Source organism: Pseudomonas sp. BNK-45 (genome assembly GCF_047456255.1).
GTDB lineage: Bacteria > Pseudomonadota > Gammaproteobacteria > Pseudomonadales > Pseudomonadaceae > Aquipseudomonas.
Genome location: NZ_CP179909.1, coordinates 1,461,380 through 1,481,991, shown reverse-complemented (window position 1 = coordinate 1,481,991; position 20,612 = coordinate 1,461,380). Strand labels below are relative to the sequence as shown.

Genomic DNA, 20,612 nt, shown 5'->3' with positions numbered 1-20,612 from the left:
TTTGCAGATCCTCGCTCTCCCTCGCCGCATAGCCCGTCTACACTCGAAACATTCCCCGTGCCATAACGAGACGGTTATGCCCAGACTGTCGGCCATGCTACTGCTGGCGCTGCTTACCTGGACGGCAACGGCTGGCGCGCTGACTCTCACCGATGAAGAACGTGGCTGGCTCAAGGCTCACCCGCAACTGCGCCTGGGGGTAGATGCCTCCTGGCCGCCATTCGAATATCGAGACGAGGAAGGTCGCTACCAGGGCCTTGCAGCGGACTACATCCACCTGATCCAGGAACGCCTGTCGGTGAGCCTGACGCCCATCGAGCCCGCCAGTTGGACCGAGGTGCTCGAGGACGCCAAGCAGGGCAAGCTGGACCTGCTGCCCGGGATCATGTCGACCCCGGAGCGCCAGAGCTACATGGCGTTCACCCGCCCCTACCTTGATTTTCCCATCGTCATCCTCGCCCACAGCGGCGGTGCGCAACCGCGCAACCTTCAGGACCTTTACGGCCTGAAAGTGGCCGTGGTGGAAAACTACGCCCCCCACGAACTGCTGCGCACCCATCATCCGGACCTGAACCTGGTCGCCCTGCCCAACATCAGTTCCGCACTGCAGGCCCTGGCCACCGACGAAGTGGACGCCGTGGTCGGTGACCTGGCCTCCAGCGTCTGGAGCCTGCGCCAGCTCAAGCTCGAGGGCCTGTATGTCAGCGGCGAAACCCCCTATCGCTACCAGTTGGCGATGGGCGTCCCGCGCGACAGCAAGATCCTGGTGGGCATTCTCGACAAGGTGCTGGCCGACCTCAGCCCCGATGAAATCAGTGCCATTCAGCAACACTGGGTCGGCAGCGTGCTCGACCATCGAACCTTCTGGTCCGACGTGCTGCTCTACGGGCTGCCCGGGCTGCTCCTGCTGGTCACCGTGCTCGCGGTGGTGATCCGTATCAACCGCCGCCTGAGCTCGGAGATCTCCCGCAGGGTGGCCCTGGAACAGGAGCTGCGCAGCAGCGAATACCACTATCGCAGCCTGGTGGAGAGCCTGTCCGCCATCGCCTGGGAAGCCCGCGTCAGCGACTTCACCTACAGCTACGTCTCGCCCCACGCCGAAGCGCTGCTGGGCTATCCCCTGGCTCACTGGCTGGTTCCCGGGTTCTGGCGCAACATCATCCACCCCGCCGACCTGACCCGGGCCCAGGCGTTCTGCGACCACGAGGTCCAGGCCGGGCGCGACCACAGCCTCGACTACCGGGTGATCACCGCCGACGGTCGCTGTCTCTGGGTACGCGACATCGTCAGCCTGATCGAGCACGGCCAGGAACCGGTGATGCGCGGGCTGATGATCGACATCAGCGAAGCCAAGCACACCGAAGAAGCGCTACGCCTGTCCGAGCAGAAGTTCGCTTCGGTGTTCCAGCAGTGCCCGGACATCCTGGTCATCGCACGCCTGTCCGACGGCTGCCTGCTGGAGGTCAACAAGGCCTTCGAGGAACAGATCGGCCTGAGTGCCGAAACGGTCATCGGCCAGACCGCCACCGAGCTGAACATCTGGGGGATCCCGGGGGTCGGCCCCAGCCTCTTGCAGCGCTTGCAGGCCGGCAGCATCCGCAACCTGGAGATGCCCTTTCGCCGCCACGGTGGCCAGCTGTTCACCGGGCTGATCTCCGCCGAGCCCTTTGACCTCGACACCACCCCGGCGCTGGTGGTGGTGGTGCGCGATATCAGCCAGCTCAAGGAAACCCAGCAGCAACTGCAGACCTCCGAAGAGAAGTTCGCCAAAGCCTTCCACGCCTCCCCGGACGGACTGCTGTTGAGCCGCCAGCGCGATGGCCTGCTGATCGAGGTCAACGAGGGCTTCAGTCGCATCACCGGCTTCAATAGCGCCGTGTCGCTGGACCGCTCGACTCTGGAACTGGGGATCTGGGTCAATCTCAACGAACGCAAACAGATGCTCGATCTGCTGCAACGCGACGGCTACGTCCGCGACTTCCGTTGCCATATTCGCCGCAACGATGGCCAGATCCGCCTTTGCGAGCTGTCCAGCCGGCCGCTGCCCATCGGCGAAGAAGACTGCATGCTGACCATTGCCCGGGACATTACCGATCGCCAGCAAATGCAGGAAAAACTGCAACAGGCCGCCACAGTGTTTGAAAGCACCGCCGAGGGCGTGATGATCACCGATACCCAGCAGCGCATCAGCGCGGTCAATCGGGCCTTCAGCGAAATCACCGGCTACAGCGAAAGTGAAACCCTGGGCCAGACCCCGCGCCTGCTGGCATCGGGGCTGCACGACAGCGCCTTCTACGCCGCGATGTGGCATCAACTGACCCTGGAAGGCCACTGGCAGGGCGAGATTTCCAACCGCCGCAAGAACGGCGAGCTCTACCCCAACTGGTTGACCATCAACGCCGTGCGCAACAAGGAGCGGCAGATCACCCATTTCGTGGCGGTGTTCGCCGATATCTCCAGCCTCAAGCACGCCCAGGCACGGCTCGACTATCAGGCCCACCACGACCCCCTGACCGGCCTGCCCAATCGCACCCTGTTCGAAAGTCGCCTGCTGGCCGCGCTCAACGGCCAGCAGGACAGCGGCGGCCAGGGCGCGGTGCTGTTCCTCGACCTGGATCGCTTCAAGCACATCAACGACAGCCTCGGCCACCCGGTGGGCGATCTGCTGCTCAAGGGCATCGCCGTGCGCCTCAAGGAACAGCTACGAGACATCGACACCGTGGCTCGCCTGGGCGGGGACGAATTCATCATCCTGCTGCCCGGGCTGCACCAGGCCAGCGATGCCGACCACATCGCCACCAAGTTGCTGAACTGCTTCACCGCGCCGTTCCAGGCCGGTGAACATGAGTTCTTCATCAGCGCCAGCATCGGCACCAGCCTCTACCCCAAGGACGGTTGCGACGTCGCCACCCTGATCAAGAACGCCGATGCCGCCATGTACCGCTCCAAGGCCAAGGGCCGCAACCGCGTGGAACGCTACACCCGCGACCTGACCGCCCAGGCCAGCGAGCGGGTGGCCCTGGAACACGAACTGCGTCGGGCCATCGAACGCGATGAGCTGTCGCTGTACTTCCAGCCCAAGATCAGCCTCAGCAACCATGAACTGGTGGGCGCCGAGGCGCTGATCCGCTGGCACCACCCCACCTTCGGCGATGTCCCGCCCGAGCACTTCATTCCTCTGGCCGAAGAAAACGGCATGATCCTGCTGATCGGCGACTGGGTCCTGGAACAGGCCTGCCAGCACCTGCATAGCTGGAACCAGCACTACGAGCACTTCGGACCACTGTCGGTGAACCTGGCCGGCGCGCAACTGCGCCAACCCAATCTCCTGGGCCGCATCGAACAACTGCTGCGCGACTACGACCTGCAGCCTGGTTTGCTGCAGCTGGAGATCACCGAGAACTTCATCATGAGCCAGGCCGAAGAAGCCCTGGAGGTGTTGCACCAGCTCAAGCGCCTGGGGGTGCAACTGGCCATCGACGACTTCGGCACCGGCTACTCGTCCCTGAGCTACCTCAAGCGCCTGCCCCTGGACTTCCTCAAGATCGACCAGTCCTTCGTCCGTGGCCTGCCGGACGACCCCCACGACGTGGCCATCGTCCGCGCCATCATCGCCCTGGGCCGCAGCATGCAATTCACGGTGATCGCCGAAGGGGTGGAAGACCATGACCAGCAGACCTTCCTCGCCCAGGAAGGCTGCGAGCAGATCCAGGGCTATATCGTCAGCCTGCCCCTTGAGGCAGATGAGTTCTGTGCGGCCTTCCTGCGGATCCGGGTTTCCGATTTTTCGGATAGCACAGCCGAGAAACCATCGTTATAATTCGCCGCCTGCTGAGGGCCTATAGCTCAGTTGGTTAGAGCAGAGGACTCATAATCCTTTGGTCCACGGTTCAAGTCCGTGTGGGCCCACCAAATTGAAAGCCGCGCAATGCGCGGCTTTCGCGCTTCTACGGTTCGAAAGACCTCGAATTAAAATCTGCTAACCGTCCACAAAACGTCCACATCAGCCGCTTGAATCGCTCAGGCTTGGGTGTTGTCCAGGATGAACTCGATCAGCGCCCGGGATGCGGCTGACAATTGCCGGTGAGGCGGGTAAATAATCGAGAACGGCCGACTGCGCCCACTCAATTGCGCAAGTATTTCCACCAATTGCCCGCGCTGAATTTTGTCCCGGACGATGAAATCATAGGTCTGGCAGATGCCCAGACCGCTTTCCGCCAGCGAAACGATCCCCAGAACATCATCCGAAACCTCCACATTGGCTTGCGGTAGCCATTCGATATTTTTCCCGTCAAGACAGAACAACCACGATCCGACCTTGCCACTGCTGGGCATGATGAATGGCAGACAAACGTGCTCGCCTAACATCTCAAGCGTCGTAGGGATGCCGGCGCGAGCCAGGTATTGGGGAGACGCGACGAGGCAAAGCCGCGCATCTTCCAGTTTGCGGCCCACCAGACCACTGTCCGGCAACTGCCCCAGACGAATCGCCAGATCGTAGCCTTCGGCGACTAGGTCGACATTGCGATTGGTGATGCTCAGTTCCACCCGCACAGCCGGGTATTGCCGGGCAAACTCACTGAGCAGCGGTGGCAGACGATGATGCCCGTAAGTCGTTGGGACGCTCATCCGAACGCGCCCGCTCAACTCGCCTTCCTGGCCGCAAATATTGCGCTCCGCCTCTTCAATCTGTGAAAAGGCCAAACGGGTTTGTTCCAGGTACAACTTGCCGGCGTCTGTCAGGCTGAGCCTTCGGGTAGTACGTCGCAACAATTGCACGCCAAGGCGCGACTCGAGCCTCGTCAACGCCCGGCTGAGCACCGAAGGCGTGGTCGCCAGGGCAGTGGCTGCAGCACTGACAGTGCCCTGCTCCACCACGCGAATAAAGGCTTCCACATCCCCAAGATGGTCAAATCTACGCGCCATTATTGCCTACAAAGTCCAAATGAATTCCATTTTAGGTAGTTTATCGCCAAATCATACATCAATAGAGTATCCAGGCAGGGGCGGCAACCGTTCGCCCGATAAATTCTGGACACGACATGAGAAAACTGACCCGTATTGCATTAGCCATGGCCCTCGCCAGCACCAGCCTGGCAGCCAGCGCTGACAACGTGCTTGTGGTGCTTTCCGATTCGGCGAAGCTCGATTTGAAGGACGGCAAGGTCTTTGCCACCGGCTTCTACCTGAACGAGCTTTTGCAACCGGTAAAGATGCTGCTCGACGCTGGCCATAACGTCACCTTTGCCACCCCGAACGGCAACGCGCCGACAGTGGACAAAACGTCCATCGATAAAATGTACTTCAACAACGATGAGGCAGCGCTTCAGACCTATAAGAACTTGCTTGACCAACTGAAACTGACCTTGCCGGAACAGTCACCGGTCATCAGCCTTTCTCGGGTAGAGCAGATCGGTTATGCGCACTTTGATGCGGTCTACATTCCCGGCGGCCACGCCCCCATGCAGGACCTGCTCCACAGCCGTCAGCTGGGTCGCTTGCTGGCGAATTTCCATGGACAAGACAAGACCACCGCACTCGTCTGCCATGGCCCGATCGCCCTGCTGTCGACCTTGCCTGACGCCGAAAAATTCACCCGCCAACTCCAGAGTGCGAAACCTGAGAGGGGCAGCGCCGACTGGATTTATGCGGGCTACAAGATGACCGTTATCAGCAATAAGGAAGAGGAAGAAGCCAAAGGTCTGCTCAACGGTGGTGTTATGAAGTTCTACCCGCAAACCGCGCTGGAACAAGCCGGTGGGGTGTACCGCAGCAACACTTCCAATTGGACGCCTAATGTGGTCATCGATCGCGAGTTGATCACTGGCCAGAATCCAGCCTCGGCCATTGAGGTCGGCAAGGCACTGCTCGATCGATTGAAATAACACGACTGCAGCACTGCGCCCTCCCTCGACCCCGGTTTCTGACGGGTATTTGGAGCACTGTAATGAAACCTCACACTTTCCTTATTACCGGTGCGTCAGTCGGTAAAGCGACTTTCTAACGACAACATTTGCGGCTCAGCCGCTCCAGCGAATTCCCCGACTGTGCCAGTGGGCACTGCCACCGGCATTGCTCCTTCAGCTTGAACTCTAGAGAAAAAATCATGACGCCCTCATCCGCAAACCAACACAAACCACTATTGATGGTCCTCACCAGCCACGCCAGCAAAGGCGATGGTGGCGAGCCAACTGGCTTTTACCTCGCCGAAGTCACCCACCCGCTTGCCGTACTCGAAGCGGCCGGCTTTACAATCGAGTTCGCCTCGATCCAGGGCGGCGAACCTCCGGTCGATGGTCTCGACCTGAATGATGTCACCAACGCACGCTACTGGAACGACAGTCGCTTTCGCGCCGCCATTGCCAACACACAACGCCTGGACGCCCTGGATGCGTCGAAGTACGCCGCTATCTTCTTTACCGGCGGCCACGGTGCGATGTGGGATTTCCCGACTAGCCCTGCCGTGCAAAGCATGACCCGCGACCTCTTCGAAGCCGGTGGTGCAGTGGCCGCAGTCTGTCACGGCCCCGCGGCACTGGTGAACGTGACGCTCAGCGATGGCAGCTACCTGGTTGCCGGCAAAAACCTCAGTGCGTTTACCGACGACGAAGAACGTGCGGTCAAGCTCGACAACATCGTGCCTTTCTTGCTGGCCAGCACCCTGAGTGCGCGTGGTGCGCATCATCACGGCGCAGCAAACTGGACTGCCAACGTGGTGGTCGATGGTCGGCTCGTCACGGGACAAAACCCTCAATCCGCCACCGGAGTGGGTGAAGCGCTACGCGATCTGCTGCTCGTTCAGCCAAGCTGTTATCGCTGATGCAGAATTAACCCGGATGCCGACTTAACGCTGCACCATTAGTGGTCAGCTCAAATTCAGACCTGCTAATACTGACAACGCCAAGGCAGGCCCCTGGGCACCACCACCATCGCCAGCCATTTCTTGCCCCCATGAAAAAGCCGCGCATTGCGCGGCTTTTCACTGTGTCGCCGGCTGTCCTTATTTGGGCAGCGCGTAGGCAATCACATAGTCACCGCGATCGGTCGACTGCCGTGCGCCACCGGCCGTGAGCAGGATGTACTGGCGCCCGGTCTTGGGCGATACGTAAGTCATCGGCCCCGACTGACTGCCCACTGGCAGACGCGCTTTCCAGATTTCATTACCGTTGCCGGTATCGAAGGCCCGCAGGTAGAAGTCCTGGGTGCCGGCGAAGAACAGCAGGCCGGATTGGGTCGCCAGGGACGCGCCCAGGGTCGGCATGCCAATCGGGATCGGCAGGTGCATGCGAATCCCCAGCGGGCCGGTGTCCTGCACGGTGCCCACCGGCACCTGCCACATCAGTTTGCGGGTCTTCAGGTCGATGGCCGACATGGTGCCGAACGGCGGCTTCTGGCAGGGAATGCCCACCGCCGAGAGGAAGCGCTGGCGCATGGCGCCGAACGGCGTGCCTTCCTGGGGCACCACGCCCATTTCGATGCCACTGGCACCGGCGCCAATCTGCTCCCGAGGGATCATGTAGTTGGCCAGGCCCAGGCGCATGTCGTTGACGAACATGTAGTGGCTGGTCGGGTCCACCGACACGCTGCCCCAGTTCATGCCACCCAGGGAGCCGGGGAACTGCAGTGCGTGATCCAGGCCAGGCGGGGTGTACACGCCCTCATGGCGCATGCCCTTGAACTGGATGCGGCACAGCAACTGGTCGAACGGAGTTGCACCCCACATGTCGGACTCGGTCAGCGTCTGATTGCCAATCGACGGCATTTCCACCGAGAACGGCTGGGTCGGCGAATAACGCTCCCCCGGCACATTGCCCTGGGGCACCGGACGCTCTTCGACCCGGGCAATCGGCTTGCCGGTTTCGCGGTTGAGCAGGAAGATCTCGCCCTGTTTGGTGACCTGGGCCAATGCCGGTTGCACGCCGCCCTTGTCGTCCGGAATGTCGTACAGCAGCGGCTGCGCCGGAAGGTCGAAATCCCAGAGGTCATGGTGGGTGGTCTGGAAATGCCAGCGCACCTGGCCGGTCTTCACGTCGAGAGCGACGACCGAGGAGCTCCACTTGTCATCGAACTCGCTGCGCTGACCGCCGAAGAAGTCCGGCGTGGCGTTGCCGGTGGGCAGGTACACCAGGCCCAGCTTGGCGTCATAGGACATCGCCGACCAGACGTTCGGGGTGCCACGGGTATAGGTTTCACCCGCCGGCGGACGTTTGGTGGTGGCCGGGTTGCCCGGGTCCCAGGCCCACATCAGCTCGCCGCTGCGCACATCAAAAGCCCGCACCACGCCTGGCGGCTCGCCCGTGGAGAAGTTGTCCGCCACCCGGCCGCCCACGATCACTACAGTGCCCGCCACCAGAGGCGTCGAGGTTTGCTGGTAGTAACCCGGCTTGATCTCGCCCATGTCGGTTTTCAGATCGACCGTGCCCTGGTGGCCGAAGTCTTCACAGGGCTTGCCGGTTTCAGCATCGAGCGCAATCAGGCGCGCATCGCCGGTCGGCAGGAACAGGCGCCTGGTGCAAGCCGCAGGAGCAGCGGCGGGCGCCGAGGACTGGCTTACCGGGACCGCGGAGGCGTCGAAATAGCCCAAGCCACGGCAGCGCTGCCAGTTGGGTGCATAGCCTTGCGGGTCGAACTTCCAGCGCTCGGCGCCGGTGTCGGCGTCCAGGGCGAACACCTTGCCGTAGGCGGTGCAGGTGTAGACGGTATCGCCGATCTGCAGCGGGGTGTTCTGGTCTTCGGCGCCGGCGCCGGTGCTTTGGGGCAGGTCACCGGTGCGGAAGGTCCAGGCCACTTGCAGTTGGCCGATATTGCCCTTGTTGATCTGGTCCAGGGCAGCAAAGCGGTTGCCCGCCGTGGTGTTGCCCCAGTGGGCCCAGTCTTTCTGCTGCTCGGCGGGAGCCACCGGCTGGATGGCCGGTACGCTGTCGGCCTTGACCACATGGGTCGGCACGAACATGTAGGCCAGGGTCGCCACTATGCCAACGCCCAGCAGCCCCGCCAGCCCATGAGCCGCACGCCCGGCGCGGGCACCGGAGGCGCGCATCAGGGTCGGATAGATCAGCGCCACCACCAGGCCGATCACGGCAAAGGTCAGCACCCGCGAAACCAGCGGCCAGTATTCCAAGCCGGCATCCCAGACCGCCCAGATCGCGGTCAGCACCAGGGCCACGCCGTACAGCCTGGCGCCACGAGGATTGGCCCGGGCAATCAGAATGCCGGACACCAGCATCGCCAGGCCCATCAACAGGAAATAGGCGCTGCCTCCCAGACTCAGGAGATAGCCACCACCTCCCGCCAGGCCCAGCCCGATCAGGGCAATCAGAATGCCCAACCCCGCCAGGAGCCATCGGCTGCCGGTGGCAGCCCCCGTGTTTTTCATGTCAAACCTCTGCCATTTGTAAAACTAGGTTGCGAGAATGTACTAACTGGTTACTTATGACAACTTGTCGCAGGCTATTTGTTTCAAAAAAAGTCCCGATGGCGAAAGCTCAGTCCCTGGCCAGAACAGACAATCGGCAGCAGCAGCCAGGGTTTGCCCGAGGCTGTAACATGCTCGCTCCCTCGATAGCCGTGCTGGAGCCCCCCTTGTCCGATAGCCGCCCTCCCGTTCTTGATGAAGTCGATCGCCAACTGATCGCCGCCCTGCAGATCAATGCCCGCGAAAGCGTGGCCATGCTGGCCCGGCAGCTGGGTATTGCTCGCACCACCGTGACTTCGCGTCTGGCGCGCCTGGAAAAGACCCGGGTCATCACCGGCTACGGCGTGCGCCTGGGTCAGAGGGTGGTCGACGGCGGCTTGCAGGCGTATGTGGGGATCAAGGTCCAGCCGCGCTCCGGCAAGGAAGTGCTGCGGCGCCTGAGCGGCATGGCTCAGGTCCAGCAACTGTGCGCGGTGAGCGGCGAGTTCGATTACGTGGCCTGGCTGCGCACCGACTCGCCGGAACAGTTGGACCAATTGCTGGACCAGATCGGCAGCGTCGACGGCGTGGAAAAGACCACCACCTCGATCATCCTCAGCAGCAAGATCGATCGCGGGCATGCGCTCTGAAGCCCCACAGCTGAAAGCGCTCCATCGTCAATCTGAATCATCTATTCGTCAGGTTGATAAATAACAATGCATAACGACGACAGTTTGCGTCTTATTTACGTGTTTCTCCCTCTCTAGAATGGCTGCCATCTTTTCCTATACTCAGCACTCTGCTGAGCCGCCCGCCAAGGTCAGCCATGAACAAGAACAATCGCCATCCTGCAGACGGTAAAAAACCGATCACCATCTTCGGCCCGGATTTTCCTTTCGCCTTCGACGACTGGATCGAGCACCCCGCCGGCCTGGGCAGCATCCCCGAAGCCCAGCACGGCACCGAAGTGGCCATCGTCGGCGCGGGTATCGCCGGCCTGGTCGCCGCTTACGAACTGATGAAGCTGGGCCTCAAGCCGGTGGTCTATGAAGCGTCGAAAATGGGCGGCCGCCTGCGCTCCCAGGCCTTCGAAGGCGCCGAAGGCATCATCGCCGAACTCGGTGGCATGCGCTTTCCGGTGTCGTCCACGGCCTTCTATCACTACGTCGACAAGCTCGGCCTTGAGACCAAGCCCTTCCCCAACCCGCTGACCCCGGCGTCGGGCAGCACGGTCATCGATCTCGAAGGCCAGACCCACTACGCCCAGAAACTCGCCGACCTGCCGGCCCTGTTCCAGGAAGTCGCCGACGCCTGGGCCGACGCCCTGGAGGACGGCTCGCGCTTCAGCGAGATCCAGCAAGCCATCCGCGATCGCGACGTGCCGCGCCTCAAGGAGCTGTGGAACACCCTGGTGCCGCTGTGGGACGACCGCACCTTTTACGACTTCGTCGCCACCTCCAAGGCCTTTGCCAAACTGTCATTCCACCATCGTGAAGTGTTCGGCCAGGTGGGCTTCGGCACCGGCGGCTGGGACTCGGACTTCCCCAACTCGATGCTGGAAATCTTCCGCGTGGTGATGACCAACTGCGACGATCACCAGCATCTGGTGGTCGGCGGCGTCGAACAGGTGCCCCTGGGCATCTGGCGCCACGTGCCGGAGCGTTGCGCCCACTGGCCGGCCGGCACCAGCCTCAGCTCGCTGCACCATGGCGCGCCACGCACCGGAGTCAAGCGCATTGCCCGGGCCGCCGACGGCCGCTTCAGTGTCACCGACAACTGGGGCGATACCCGGGAATACGCGGCGGTCCTGACCACCTGCCAGAGCTGGCTGCTGACCACCCAGATCGAATGCGAAGAGTCGCTGTTCTCGCAGAAGATGTGGATGGCCCTGGACCGCACCCGCTACATGCAGTCGTCGAAGACCTTCGTCATGGTCGACCGGCCGTTCTGGAAGGACAAGGACCCGGAAACCGGCCGCGACCTGATGAGCATGACCCTCACCGACCGCCTGACCCGCGGCACCTACCTGTTCGACAACGGCGACGACAAGCCGGGGGTGATCTGCCTGTCCTACTCGTGGATGAGCGACGCCCTGAAGATGCTCCCGCAGCCGGTGGAAAAGCGCGTGAAGCTGGCCCTGGACGCCTTGAAGAAGATCTACCCGAAAGTCGACATCGCCAGCCGCATCATCGGCGACCCGATCACCGTGTCCTGGGAGGCCGATCCGCATTTCCTCGGTGCCTTCAAGGGCGCGCTGCCGGGCCATTACCGCTACAACCAGCGCATGTACGCGCACTTCATGCAGGACGACATGCCGGCCGAACAGCGCGGCATCTTCATCGCCGGCGATGACGTGTCCTGGACCCCGGCCTGGGTCGAGGGCGCGGTGCAGACCTCGCTCAACGCCGTGTGGGGCATCATGAAGCACTTCGGCGGCGCCACCCATCCCGAGAACCCGGGACCGGGGGACGTGTTCCACGAAATCGGACCGATTGCCCTGGCGGACTGAGCAACGGGCCATGGCGCGCGGCAAGTCCCTGGCGGGGCTTATCGCCGCCTGCGCCAGCCGCTACAGTGGTCGGCCAGTCAGTCAGAGGAGTGAAGACCATGCACGTCGCCTTGTACCAGTGCCCGCCCGCGCCACTGGATGTGGCCGGTAACCTGCAGCGCCTGCACCGGGTGGCCATGGAGGCCACGGATGCCGATTTGCTGGTGCTGCCGGAGATGTTCCTCAGCGGCTACAACATCGGCGCCGAAGCGGTCGGCGCCCTGGCCGAGGCCCAGGACGGCCCCTCGGCCCAGCACATCGCCGCCATCGCCCAGGCCGCCGGCACGGCGATTCTCTACGGCTACCCGGAGCGCAGCAGCGACGGCCAGATCTACAACGCCGTGCAGTTGATCGACGCCCAGGGCCAGCGCCTGTGCAACTACCGCAAGACTCATCTGTTCGGTGATCTGGATCACTCGATGTTCAGCGCCGGTGCGGATGACTTCCCCCTGGTGGAGCTCAACGGCTGGAAGCTCGGCTTCCTGATCTGCTACGACATCGAATTTCCGGAGAACGCCCGACGCCTGGCCCTGGCCGGTGCCGAGCTGATCCTGGTGCCGACGGCAAACATGATTCCCTACGACTTCGTCGCCGATGTGACGATTCGCGCCCGGGCCTTCGAAAACCAGTGCTATGTGGCCTACGCCAACTACTGCGGCCGGGAAGAGCAGATCCGCTATTGCGGCCAAAGCTCCATCGCCGCCCCCGACGGCAGCCGGATCGCCCTGGCCGGGCTGGACGAAGCCCTGATCATCGGCACCCTGGATCGTACGCTGATGAACCAATCCCGGGCGCTGAACCGCTACCTTGCCGATCGTCGCCCCGAGCTATACGACGACCTGAGCAAGCGCTGATCCGCCCATATCCGCTAGCATGGGCGCCTCTCTGTTCTGGAAGTGCTCATGCCCGCGCTGAACCACCCCCTGCCTCACTTGCAAACCCTGGCCAACGGCCTGCGGGTGTCCCTGCGTCATGCCCCTCACCTGAAACGTTGCGCCGCGGCACTGCGGGTCTGCGCCGGCAGCCACGATGCGCCGGCGGCGTGGCCGGGGCTGGCGCACTTTCTGGAGCACCTGCTGTTTCTCGGCACCGAGCGCTTTCCTGCCGAACAAGGGCTGATGGCCCATGTGCGAAACCAGGGCGGACAGCTCAATGCCAAGACCTGTGAGCGCGCGACCGAGTTCTTCTTCGAGCTGCCGCCCAGTGCTCTTGCCGCCGGCCTGGAACGCCTGTGCGACATGCTCGCCCACCCGCGCCTGGACCTTGACGACCAGCGCCGGGAGCGGGAAGTGCTGCACGCGGAATTTATCGCCTGGTCCCGGGATCAGGCGGCGCAGCGTCAGTTCGCGCTGTTCGACGGTCTGTCTGGCGCTCATCCGCTGCGGGCCTTCCATGCCGGCAACCGTTACAGCCTGAACCTGGCCAGCCGCGGTTTTCAGCAAGCGCTACAGCAGTTTCATCAAAAGTTTTACCAGGCCGGGCAAATGACCCTGAGCCTGGTCGGCCCCCAGCCTATGGAAGAACTTCGCGAACTGGCCGAACGCTACGGCGCGACTCTGGCCCAGGGCCGGCATCTTGAGCAGCGCCGACCTCCCGCGCTGTTGCCGAGCGGCACCCGCAGCTATCAACAGCTCGAGGCACAACGCCTGGACCTGCTGTTCGCCTTCGAACAACTGCCCGACGGCGCAGCACCCGCCCTGGACTTTCTCTGTACCTGGCTGCAATCGGCCAAGCCGGGAGGGCTGCTTGCCGGGCTCCAGCAACGCCAGTTGGCCCAGGGCCTGAAGGCACAGACGCTGTATGAATTTGCCGGGCAGGCCTTGTTGCACCTGCAGGTGACCCTAAGCACCCGGGCAACGACAGCCGCGGCCCAGGTCAGCGAGCTGCTCGGAGACTGGCTGGGCTTCTTCAGGACCCAGGGCGATTGGCCCGAGCTGCGGGAGGAATATGCCTTGCTGCAACAACGCCCGTTGCAGGTCGCCAGTGCTCTGGCATTGGCCCAGCGGGACAGCCGCCAGAGCATCGGTGAGCTGAATGCGCAGGGGCTCGCGGCGCTCAAGGCGGTGCTTGCGCAGTTGCAGCCCCAGGTTGTGGATAACTTCAGCAGCGAATGGCGCCTGCCAGCGGCCAACCCTTTCCTGCGCAGCGCTGCCGAGGCGCCGCGGGCGGGACTGATTCGTGGACAGACCAGTGCACACCGCGGGCTGCGCACCTTCGCGCAGGATCGCTCGCGAAGCCGCCGAGAAACCTCGGCACTGCACCTGAGCCAGGCCCTGCCCACGGACGGTCATGAAGGGGCCCTGATTCTACGTTGGCGCCTGGCCTCGCCCGCTCCGGCCGACTTGCACGAACGGCTGCAGCACAGCCTCGCGCCCCTGCGCAGCGACGCCGCCCAGGCCGGTGTGCAATTGAGCTTTGCCAGCGCTGGCGAAGACTGGTTGCTGACACTCAGCGGCCTGCAGCCCCCCCTACCGGCGGTGCTGCAACAGGCCTTGATACAACTGACCCAGCCCGTCGACTCGTTCTGGCAGAAGAACCCTGCCGCCCCCGACGAAGCACCGTTGATGCCAATCCGGCGGCTGCTCAAGGCCTTCAGCGAGCAGCCACAAGCCACCGACGCCCGCTACACGCAGGCATCGGATCTGCAAGCACTGTGGGCCGACGCCCGCTGGGATGGCCTGGCCCTGGGGTTGCCCGCAGGCATTCAGGAGGCCCTCGGTCGGGTGCTGCAGCGGATGCCCGGCAGTGCGGATGCCGGGCTCTGCCAGCCGCCGGCAGCCGAGGCCGTCCGCCGCTGGCAGAGCCTGCCCGGAGATGCCGGGGAACAGGCGCTGTTGCTGTTCTGCCCCACGCCCGGCGCGCAACTGGCCGATGAAGCAGCCTGGCGCCTGCTGGGCCAGCTCTGCCAGACGCCGTTCTATCAACGCCTGCGGGTGGAGTTGCAGCTGGGCTATGCGGTGTTCAGCGCCGTGCGCCAGCGCAACGGCCAGACCGGCCTGCTGTTCGGCGTGCAATCGCCCAGCGCGACGCTCAGCGAAATCCTTCAGCACGTGGAGCAATTTCTCCAGCAATGGCCGGAGCATCTGCGCACGCTCGACGAGGCGTTCTGGAACGAACAGCGACAGGCTTTGGCCCAGCAGTTCCAGGCCTCGCTGCTGCCCCTGGAACAGGCTGCGCAATGGCTCTGGCAGGCGCGACTGGCCGGCCATCCGTCGGATTACCTGACGCAACTGCACGCCAGCATCCTGGCCCTCACGCCCGACACCGTGATTCAGGCCGCCCAGGCCCTGCAGGCGGCGGCCGGTGGCTGGACAATACTGGCCACCGGGCCTTGCCCGGGAGCCCCTTGGCAAGTGGCGCAATGATCATTACCGGCGCTGCAATGAGCTTTCTTAAGATTTGCAGGCAACCTTTTGCGGGAATTTAGTAAGATAGCCCCCTAAGCATCTGAACATCTCCCGCCGGAGGTGGACTATATGTATAGGCAATACCCGTCCCACCCACCTCAAAGGAGCATTTTTATGACCTGGTCCAAACCTGCTTACACCGACCTGCGTATCGGCTTCGAAGTCACCATGTACTTCGCCAGCCGCTGATTTCTGCCTCTGGCCGAAACACGCAGCGCAACGCCTCGGCCCGTCCGGGGCGTTTTTATTTTCAGTTGCCCACCTTGTTCACGTCGTCACCCCGGGAGTGTCCATGTTTGTCCAGATTCTAGGTTCCGCCGCCGGCGGTGGTTTTCCGCAGTGGAACTGCAACTGCGTGAACTGCGCAGGGTTTCGCGACGGCAGCCTGCGGGCCCAGGCCCGCACCCAATCGTCCATCGCCATTTCCGATGACGGGGTGAACTGGGTACTGTGCAACGCCTCCCCGGACATCCGCGCCCAACTGCAGGGCTTCGCCCCCATGCAACCGGGCCGGGCCCTGCGCGATAGCGGAATCGGCGCCATCATCCTGATGGACAGCCAGATCGATCACACCACCGGCCTGCTCAGCCTGCGTGAAGGCTGTCCGCATCAGGTCTGGTGCACCGACATGGTCCACGAAGACCTGAGCACCGGCTTTCCGCTGTTCAAGATACTCAGCCACTGGAACGGCGGCCTGAACTGGAACCGCATCGAACTGGACCAGAGCTTCAGCATCCCCGCCTGCCCCAACCTGCGCTTCACGCCGCTGCCCCTGCGCAGCGCGGCGCCGCCCTATTCTCCGCACCGTTTCGACCCGCACCCGGGGGACAACATCGGCCTGATCGTCGAAGACCTGCGCAGCGGCGGCAAACTCTTCTATGCCCCGGGCCTGGGCAAAGTCGATGCGCCCCTGCTGGAGATCATGGCCGCCAGCGACATGCTGCTGGTGGACGGCACCCTGTGGGAAGACGATGAAATGCAGCGCCGTGGCGTCGGCACCCGCACCGGCCAGGAAATGGGCCACCTGGCGCAGAACGGTCCCGGCGGCATGCTCGAGGTGCTGGAGCAACTGCCCCGCCAGCGCAAGGTGCTGATCCACATCAACAACACCAACCCGATCCTCGACGAAGACTCCGCCGAACGTGCCGAACTGGTACGTCGAAAGGTGGAAGTGGCTTACGACGGAATGAGTATTGAGCTGTAGGCCATATCGCCTACAAGCTCGCTTTGCGTAGGAGCGGGCTTGCCCGCGAAAGGACAGCCCCCCGGAGAACACACATGACCGACACCCCCCTGTCCCCTGCCGAGTTCGAGCAGGCACTGCGCGCCAAGGGCGCCTATTACCACATCCATCACCCCTATCACGTGGCGATGTATGAAGGCCGGGCAAGCCGCGAACAGATCCAGGGCTGGGTCGCCAACCGCTTCTACTACCAGGTGAACATCCCAATGAAGGATGCGGCGATCCTCGCCAACTGCCCGGACCGGGAAGTTCGCCGCGAGTGGATCCAGCGCCTGCTGGACCACGACGGCGCCCCCGGTGAGGACGGCGGCATCGAGGCCTGGCTGCGCCTGGGCCAGGCGGTGGGCCTGGACCCGGAGCAACTGCGTTCCCAGGAACTGGTACTGCCCGGAGTGCGCTTCGCCGTGGACGCCTACGTCAACTTCGCCCGCCGCGCCAGTTGGCAGGAGGCCGCCAGCAGCTCGCTGACCGAGCTGTTCGCCCCACAGATCCACCAATCGCGCCTGGACAGCTGGCCCCAGCATTACCCGTGGATCGACCCGGCCGGCTACGAGTACTTCCGCACCCGACTGGGCCAGGCCCGGCGCGATGTGGAACACGGCCTGGCCATCACCCTGCAGCACTACACCACCCGTGCCGGCCAGGAACGCATGCTGGAAATTCTCCAGTTCAAACTGGACATCCTTTGGAGCATGCTCGACGCCATGAGCATGGCCTATGAACTGAACCGCCCGCCTTATCACAGCGTTACCGATCAGCGGGTCTGGCATAAAGGGATCCCTCTATGAGTTTCGACCGCAGCAAGACCCCACGCTGGCGCCCCGGCTACCGCTTCCAGTACGAACCGGCGCAAAAGGGCCACGTGCTGCTGTACCCGGAAGGCATGATCAAGCTCAACGACAGCGCGGCACTGATCGGTGGCCTGATCGACGGCGAGCGGGACGTGGCGGCGATCATCCAGGAGCTTCAGGTGCAGTTCCCCGGAGTGGCCGAGCTCGGTGACGATATCGAGCAGTTCATGGAGGTCGCCCGTGCCCAGCACTGGATCGAACTCGGCTGAAGCCGTCGTGCCCGACAAACCGCCAGTCGGCCTGCCACTGTGGTTGCTGGCCGAGCTGACTTACCGCTGTCCGCTGCAATGCCCCTACTGCTCCAATCCCCTGGATTTCGCCGAGCAGGGCAAGGAGCTGAGCACCGAGCAATGGATCAAGGTGTTTCGCGAGGCGCGGGAGATGGGCGCCGCGCAGCTGGGCTTTTCCGGCGGTGAGCCTCTGGTGCGCCAAGACCTGGCCGAACTGATCGGCGAGGCGCGCAAGCTGGGTTTCTACACCAACCTGATCACCTCCGGCATCGGCCTCACCGAACAGAAGATCAGCGACTTCAAGAAAGCCGGCCTGGACCACATCCAGATCAGCTTCCAGGCCAGCGACGAGCAGGTGAACAACCTGCTGGCCGGCTCGAAGAAAGCCTTCGCGCAGAAGCTGGAAATGGCCCGTGCGGTCAAGGCCCACGGTTACCCGATGGTGCTGAACTTCGTCACCCACCGGCACAACATCGACAGAATCGACCGCATCATCGAGCTGTGCATCGCCCTGGAAGCCGACTTCGTCGAGCTCGCCACCTGCCAGTTCTACGGCTGGGCCCAGCTCAACCGCGTCGGCCTGCTGCCGACCAAGGAGCAGCTGGTGCGCGCGGAACGCATCACCAACGAGTACCGCGCCAAGCTGGAAGCCCAGGGCCATCCCTGCAAACTGATCTTCGTCACTCCGGACTACTACGAAGAGCGCCCCAAAGCCTGCATGAATGGCTGGGGCAGCATCTTCCTCACCGTGACCCCGGACGGCACCGCCCTGCCCTGCCACGGCGCGCGGCAGATGCCGGTGCAGTTCCCCAATGTGCGCGACCACAGCATGCAGCACATCTGGTACGACTCCTTCGGCTTCAACCGCTATCGCGGCTACGACTGGATGCCCGAGCCGTGCCGCTCCTGCGACGAGAAGGAAAAGGACTTCGGTGGCTGCCGCTGCCAGGCCTTCATGCTCACGGGGGATGCCAGCAATGCCGACCCGGTGTGCAGCAAATCGGAACACCACGGGATGATTCTCAAGGCCCGCGAAGAATCCGAAACCGCCACCCAAACCATTGAGCAACTGGCCTTTCGCAATGAACGAAACTCACGCCTCATCGCCAAGGGTTGAGCCCTTCAGCGCCAACCAGGCCACCGCCGCCGGAACCGATTTTGCCGAACTGCAACTGACGCCCCACGGCCTGTTCTGGAATGAATACCGTCCCGCAGACGCCAGTTGCCGGATCTGGCATTGGCAGCAAGGCCAGGCCCGTTGCCTGACCCCGGCGGGTTTCAGCGCCCGCAGCCGGGTCTACGAATATGGCGGCGGCGCCTTCTGCATCAGCGGCGAACACCTGGTGTTCGTCAATGACGCAGACCAGCAGCTGTATCGCCAGCCCCTGGCCGGCGGCGCGCCAGAAGCCCTGACCCGGGGCGCTTGCCGCTACGGAGATCTGCAGGCTCACGCCGATCAGGTCCTGGCCGTGGAAGAGTGCGCCAACGAGCACCGGCTGGTGGCCATCGGCCTCCGCGACGGGGGTCGGCAGCTGCTCGCCGCCGGGGCCGACTTCTATGCCGCTCCGACCTTGAGCGCCAACGGCCAACGCCTGGCCTGGATCGAATGGGATCGCCCTCATCAGCCCTGGACCTGCACTCGCCTGATGCTCGCCGAGCGCCAAGGCGACGGCACCTGGGGTGAACCGCGCTGCGTAGCCGGGGACGGCGAGCAGGAATCCCTGCAGCAGCCACGCTTCGACCAGGACCAGCAACTCTACTGCCTGACCGATCGCCAGGGTTTCTGGCAACCCTGGGCCGAATCCGGCAGCGGCTTGCGGCCGCTGCCCTGTGCCGCGGCCGACCACGCGCCAGCGCCCTGGCAGCTGGGCTGCAGCACCTGGATGCCCCTGGGCGGTGACGCCTGGTTCGGCAGCTGGACCGAGAATGGCTTCGGCCGTCTCGGCCTGCACCACGCCGACGGTGCGCAACAGGACTTCAGCGGCGACTACAGTCGCTTTCGCGGCCTGGCGCTGGATCAGCGCTACCTGTATTGCATCGCCGCCTCCCCCGTCAGCCCCTCGGCCGTGATCACCATCAAGCGGGAAACCCGGCAGGTACAGGTACTGGCCGGCGGCGTGGCGCCGCTGCCGGCGGAACACATCAGCCGTCCGCAAACCCTGTGCTACCCCAGCGGCGATGGCCAGGCCCATGGTTTCTTCTATCCGGCCATGAACGGGGTCAAGCGACCGCCCCTGGTGGTGTTCATCCACGGAGGTCCGACCTCGGCCTGCTATCCGATACTCGATCCGCGCATCCAGTTCTGGACCCAGCGCGGCTTCGCCGTGGCCGATCTGAACTACAGGGGCAGCAGCGGCTATGGCCGGGTCTATCGCCAGGCCCTGCACCTGCGCTGGGGCGAAGTGGATGTGGAAGATGCCTGCGCGGTGGTGTCCTACCTGGACCAGCAAGGGCTGATCGACCCACGGCAGGCATTCATCCGTGGCGGCAGCGCGGGGGGCTATACCACCCTCTGTGCCCTGGCTTTCGCCAAGGTGTTCTGCGCCGGCGCCAGCTTGTACGGGGTCAGCGACCCCATTGCCCTCAGCCGTTCCACGCACAAGTTCGAGGGCGACTATCTGGACTGGCTGATCGGCGATCCGCAGCAGGACCGGCAGCGCTATCTGGCCCGCACACCGCTGCTGCACGCCGGCGACATCCGCGTCCCGGTGGTGTTTTTCCAGGGCGAGCTGGACGCCGTGGTGGTGCCGCAACAAACCCGCGACATGCTCAAGGCACTCAAGGACCAGGGCATTGCCGCCGAGGCGCATTACTACCCGGATGAACGCCACGGCTTTCGCAAGGCGGACAACCAGGCTCACGCCCTGGAGCAGGAGTGGCGGTTCTATCAGAAGGTGCTGCAGGCGCAGCCTTGAGCAAGGCCCGCCCGTTCCAGCGGA

The 20,612-nt window shown here is 63.6% G+C and carries 15 protein-coding genes and 1 tRNA gene; 14 read left to right on the top strand and 2 right to left on the bottom strand.

Going from position 1 to position 20,612, the window contains the following annotated elements; all coding sequences use genetic code 11:
- Positions 1-76 precede the first annotated feature (76 nt).
- Complete coding sequence (locus ACMGG8_RS06800) at positions 77-3,820, top strand: EAL domain-containing protein (RefSeq protein WP_414159357.1); 3,744 nt, start codon at positions 77-79, stop codon at positions 3,818-3,820.
- A gap of 15 nt (positions 3,821-3,835) precedes the next feature.
- Positions 3,836-3,912: transfer RNA gene (locus ACMGG8_RS06795), tRNA-Ile, on the top strand.
- A 108-nt stretch (positions 3,913-4,020) separates the two neighbouring features.
- On the opposite strand, the gene ACMGG8_RS06790 is transcribed toward ACMGG8_RS06795, so the two are convergent.
- On the bottom strand, positions 4,021-4,926 hold the full coding sequence (locus tag ACMGG8_RS06790) for a LysR family transcriptional regulator (protein ID WP_060841385.1): 906 nt from the start codon (positions 4,924-4,926) through the stop codon (positions 4,021-4,023).
- A 116-nt stretch (positions 4,927-5,042) separates the two neighbouring features.
- On the opposite strand from ACMGG8_RS06790, the gene ACMGG8_RS06785 reads away from it, so the two are divergent.
- The gene (locus ACMGG8_RS06785) at positions 5,043-5,885 is read left to right on the top strand and encodes a type 1 glutamine amidotransferase domain-containing protein (RefSeq protein WP_060841386.1); all 843 of its coding nucleotides are present in this window, start codon (positions 5,043-5,045) and stop codon (positions 5,883-5,885) included.
- A 221-nt stretch (positions 5,886-6,106) separates the two neighbouring features.
- A complete protein-coding gene (locus tag ACMGG8_RS06780; protein ID WP_060841387.1) occupies positions 6,107-6,820 on the top strand; it encodes a type 1 glutamine amidotransferase domain-containing protein in 714 nt (237 codons plus the stop codon).
- Positions 6,821-7,000: 180 nt separating this feature from the next.
- On the opposite strand, the gene ACMGG8_RS06775 is transcribed toward ACMGG8_RS06780, so the two are convergent.
- Positions 7,001-9,376 (bottom strand): glucose/quinate/shikimate family membrane-bound PQQ-dependent dehydrogenase, encoded by a 2,376-nt coding sequence (locus tag ACMGG8_RS06775; protein ID WP_060841388.1) that lies wholly within the window; start codon positions 9,374-9,376, stop codon positions 7,001-7,003.
- Between the two features lie 206 nt (positions 9,377-9,582).
- On the opposite strand from ACMGG8_RS06775, the gene ACMGG8_RS06770 reads away from it, so the two are divergent.
- From ACMGG8_RS06770 to ACMGG8_RS06725, 10 genes are all read left to right on the top strand, one after another.
- Positions 9,583-10,044 (top strand): Lrp/AsnC family transcriptional regulator, encoded by a 462-nt coding sequence (locus ACMGG8_RS06770; protein WP_011063845.1) that lies wholly within the window; start codon positions 9,583-9,585, stop codon positions 10,042-10,044.
- A 176-nt stretch (positions 10,045-10,220) separates the two neighbouring features.
- Positions 10,221-11,903, top strand: coding sequence for a flavin monoamine oxidase family protein (locus tag ACMGG8_RS06765; protein WP_047306368.1), 1,683 nt, complete (start codon positions 10,221-10,223; stop codon positions 11,901-11,903).
- 98 nt (positions 11,904-12,001) lie between these two features.
- On the top strand, positions 12,002-12,796 hold the full coding sequence (locus tag ACMGG8_RS06760; protein WP_414159356.1) for a carbon-nitrogen hydrolase family protein: 795 nt from the start codon (positions 12,002-12,004) through the stop codon (positions 12,794-12,796).
- Positions 12,797-12,844: 48 nt separating this feature from the next.
- The gene (pqqF, locus tag ACMGG8_RS06755; protein ID WP_414159355.1) at positions 12,845-15,307 is read left to right on the top strand and encodes a pyrroloquinoline quinone biosynthesis protein PqqF; all 2,463 of its coding nucleotides are present in this window, start codon (positions 12,845-12,847) and stop codon (positions 15,305-15,307) included.
- Positions 15,308-15,463: 156 nt separating this feature from the next.
- Positions 15,464-15,538: a pyrroloquinoline quinone precursor peptide PqqA gene (gene pqqA / locus ACMGG8_RS06750; RefSeq protein ID WP_003194766.1), complete on the top strand. Its 75-nt coding sequence runs from the start codon at positions 15,464-15,466 to the stop codon at positions 15,536-15,538.
- Positions 15,539-15,641: 103 nt separating this feature from the next.
- Positions 15,642-16,553: a pyrroloquinoline quinone biosynthesis protein PqqB gene (pqqB, locus tag ACMGG8_RS06745; RefSeq protein ID WP_414159354.1), complete on the top strand. Its 912-nt coding sequence runs from the start codon at positions 15,642-15,644 to the stop codon at positions 16,551-16,553.
- 74 nt (positions 16,554-16,627) lie between these two features.
- Positions 16,628-17,380 (top strand): pyrroloquinoline-quinone synthase PqqC, encoded by a 753-nt coding sequence (gene pqqC, locus ACMGG8_RS06740; RefSeq protein WP_060841392.1) that lies wholly within the window; start codon positions 16,628-16,630, stop codon positions 17,378-17,380.
- Positions 17,377-17,652 carry a pyrroloquinoline quinone biosynthesis peptide chaperone PqqD gene (pqqD, locus tag ACMGG8_RS06735; protein WP_016964625.1) on the top strand — a complete coding sequence of 92 codons (276 nt, stop codon included), beginning with the start codon at positions 17,377-17,379 and terminating at the stop codon, positions 17,650-17,652. The genes pqqC and pqqD overlap by 4 nt, the downstream gene beginning before the upstream one ends.
- Positions 17,624-18,790 carry a pyrroloquinoline quinone biosynthesis protein PqqE gene (gene pqqE, locus ACMGG8_RS06730; RefSeq protein ID WP_060844795.1) on the top strand — a complete coding sequence of 389 codons (1,167 nt, stop codon included), beginning with the start codon at positions 17,624-17,626 and terminating at the stop codon, positions 18,788-18,790. The genes pqqD and pqqE overlap by 29 nt, the downstream gene beginning before the upstream one ends.
- Positions 18,756-20,588, top strand: coding sequence for a S9 family peptidase (locus ACMGG8_RS06725; RefSeq protein ID WP_414159353.1), 1,833 nt, complete (start codon positions 18,756-18,758; stop codon positions 20,586-20,588). The genes pqqE and ACMGG8_RS06725 overlap by 35 nt, the downstream gene beginning before the upstream one ends.
- Positions 20,589-20,612: the final 24 nt, after the last annotated feature.

What these genes read in the sequence shown, in the direction of transcription:
- ACMGG8_RS06800 (WP_414159357.1), top strand. Translation starts at nt 77, where the DNA reads ATGCCCAGACTGTCGGCCATGCTACTGCTGGCGCTGCTTACCTGGACG.
- ACMGG8_RS06790 (WP_060841385.1), bottom strand. Translation starts at nt 4,926, where the DNA reads ATGGCGCGTAGATTTGACCATCTTGGGGATGTGGAAGCCTTTATTCGC.
- ACMGG8_RS06785 (WP_060841386.1), top strand. Translation starts at nt 5,043, where the DNA reads ATGAGAAAACTGACCCGTATTGCATTAGCCATGGCCCTCGCCAGCACC.
- ACMGG8_RS06780 (WP_060841387.1), top strand. Translation starts at nt 6,107, where the DNA reads ATGACGCCCTCATCCGCAAACCAACACAAACCACTATTGATGGTCCTC.
- ACMGG8_RS06775 (WP_060841388.1), bottom strand. Translation starts at nt 9,376, where the DNA reads ATGAAAAACACGGGGGCTGCCACCGGCAGCCGATGGCTCCTGGCGGGG.
- ACMGG8_RS06765 (WP_047306368.1), top strand. Translation starts at nt 10,221, where the DNA reads ATGAACAAGAACAATCGCCATCCTGCAGACGGTAAAAAACCGATCACC.
- ACMGG8_RS06760 (WP_414159356.1), top strand. Translation starts at nt 12,002, where the DNA reads ATGCACGTCGCCTTGTACCAGTGCCCGCCCGCGCCACTGGATGTGGCC.
- pqqF (WP_414159355.1), top strand. Translation starts at nt 12,845, where the DNA reads ATGCCCGCGCTGAACCACCCCCTGCCTCACTTGCAAACCCTGGCCAAC.
- pqqB (WP_414159354.1), top strand. Translation starts at nt 15,642, where the DNA reads ATGTTTGTCCAGATTCTAGGTTCCGCCGCCGGCGGTGGTTTTCCGCAG.
- pqqC (WP_060841392.1), top strand. Translation starts at nt 16,628, where the DNA reads ATGACCGACACCCCCCTGTCCCCTGCCGAGTTCGAGCAGGCACTGCGC.
- pqqD (WP_016964625.1), top strand. Translation starts at nt 17,377, where the DNA reads ATGAGTTTCGACCGCAGCAAGACCCCACGCTGGCGCCCCGGCTACCGC.
- ACMGG8_RS06725 (WP_414159353.1), top strand. Translation starts at nt 18,756, where the DNA reads ATGAACGAAACTCACGCCTCATCGCCAAGGGTTGAGCCCTTCAGCGCC.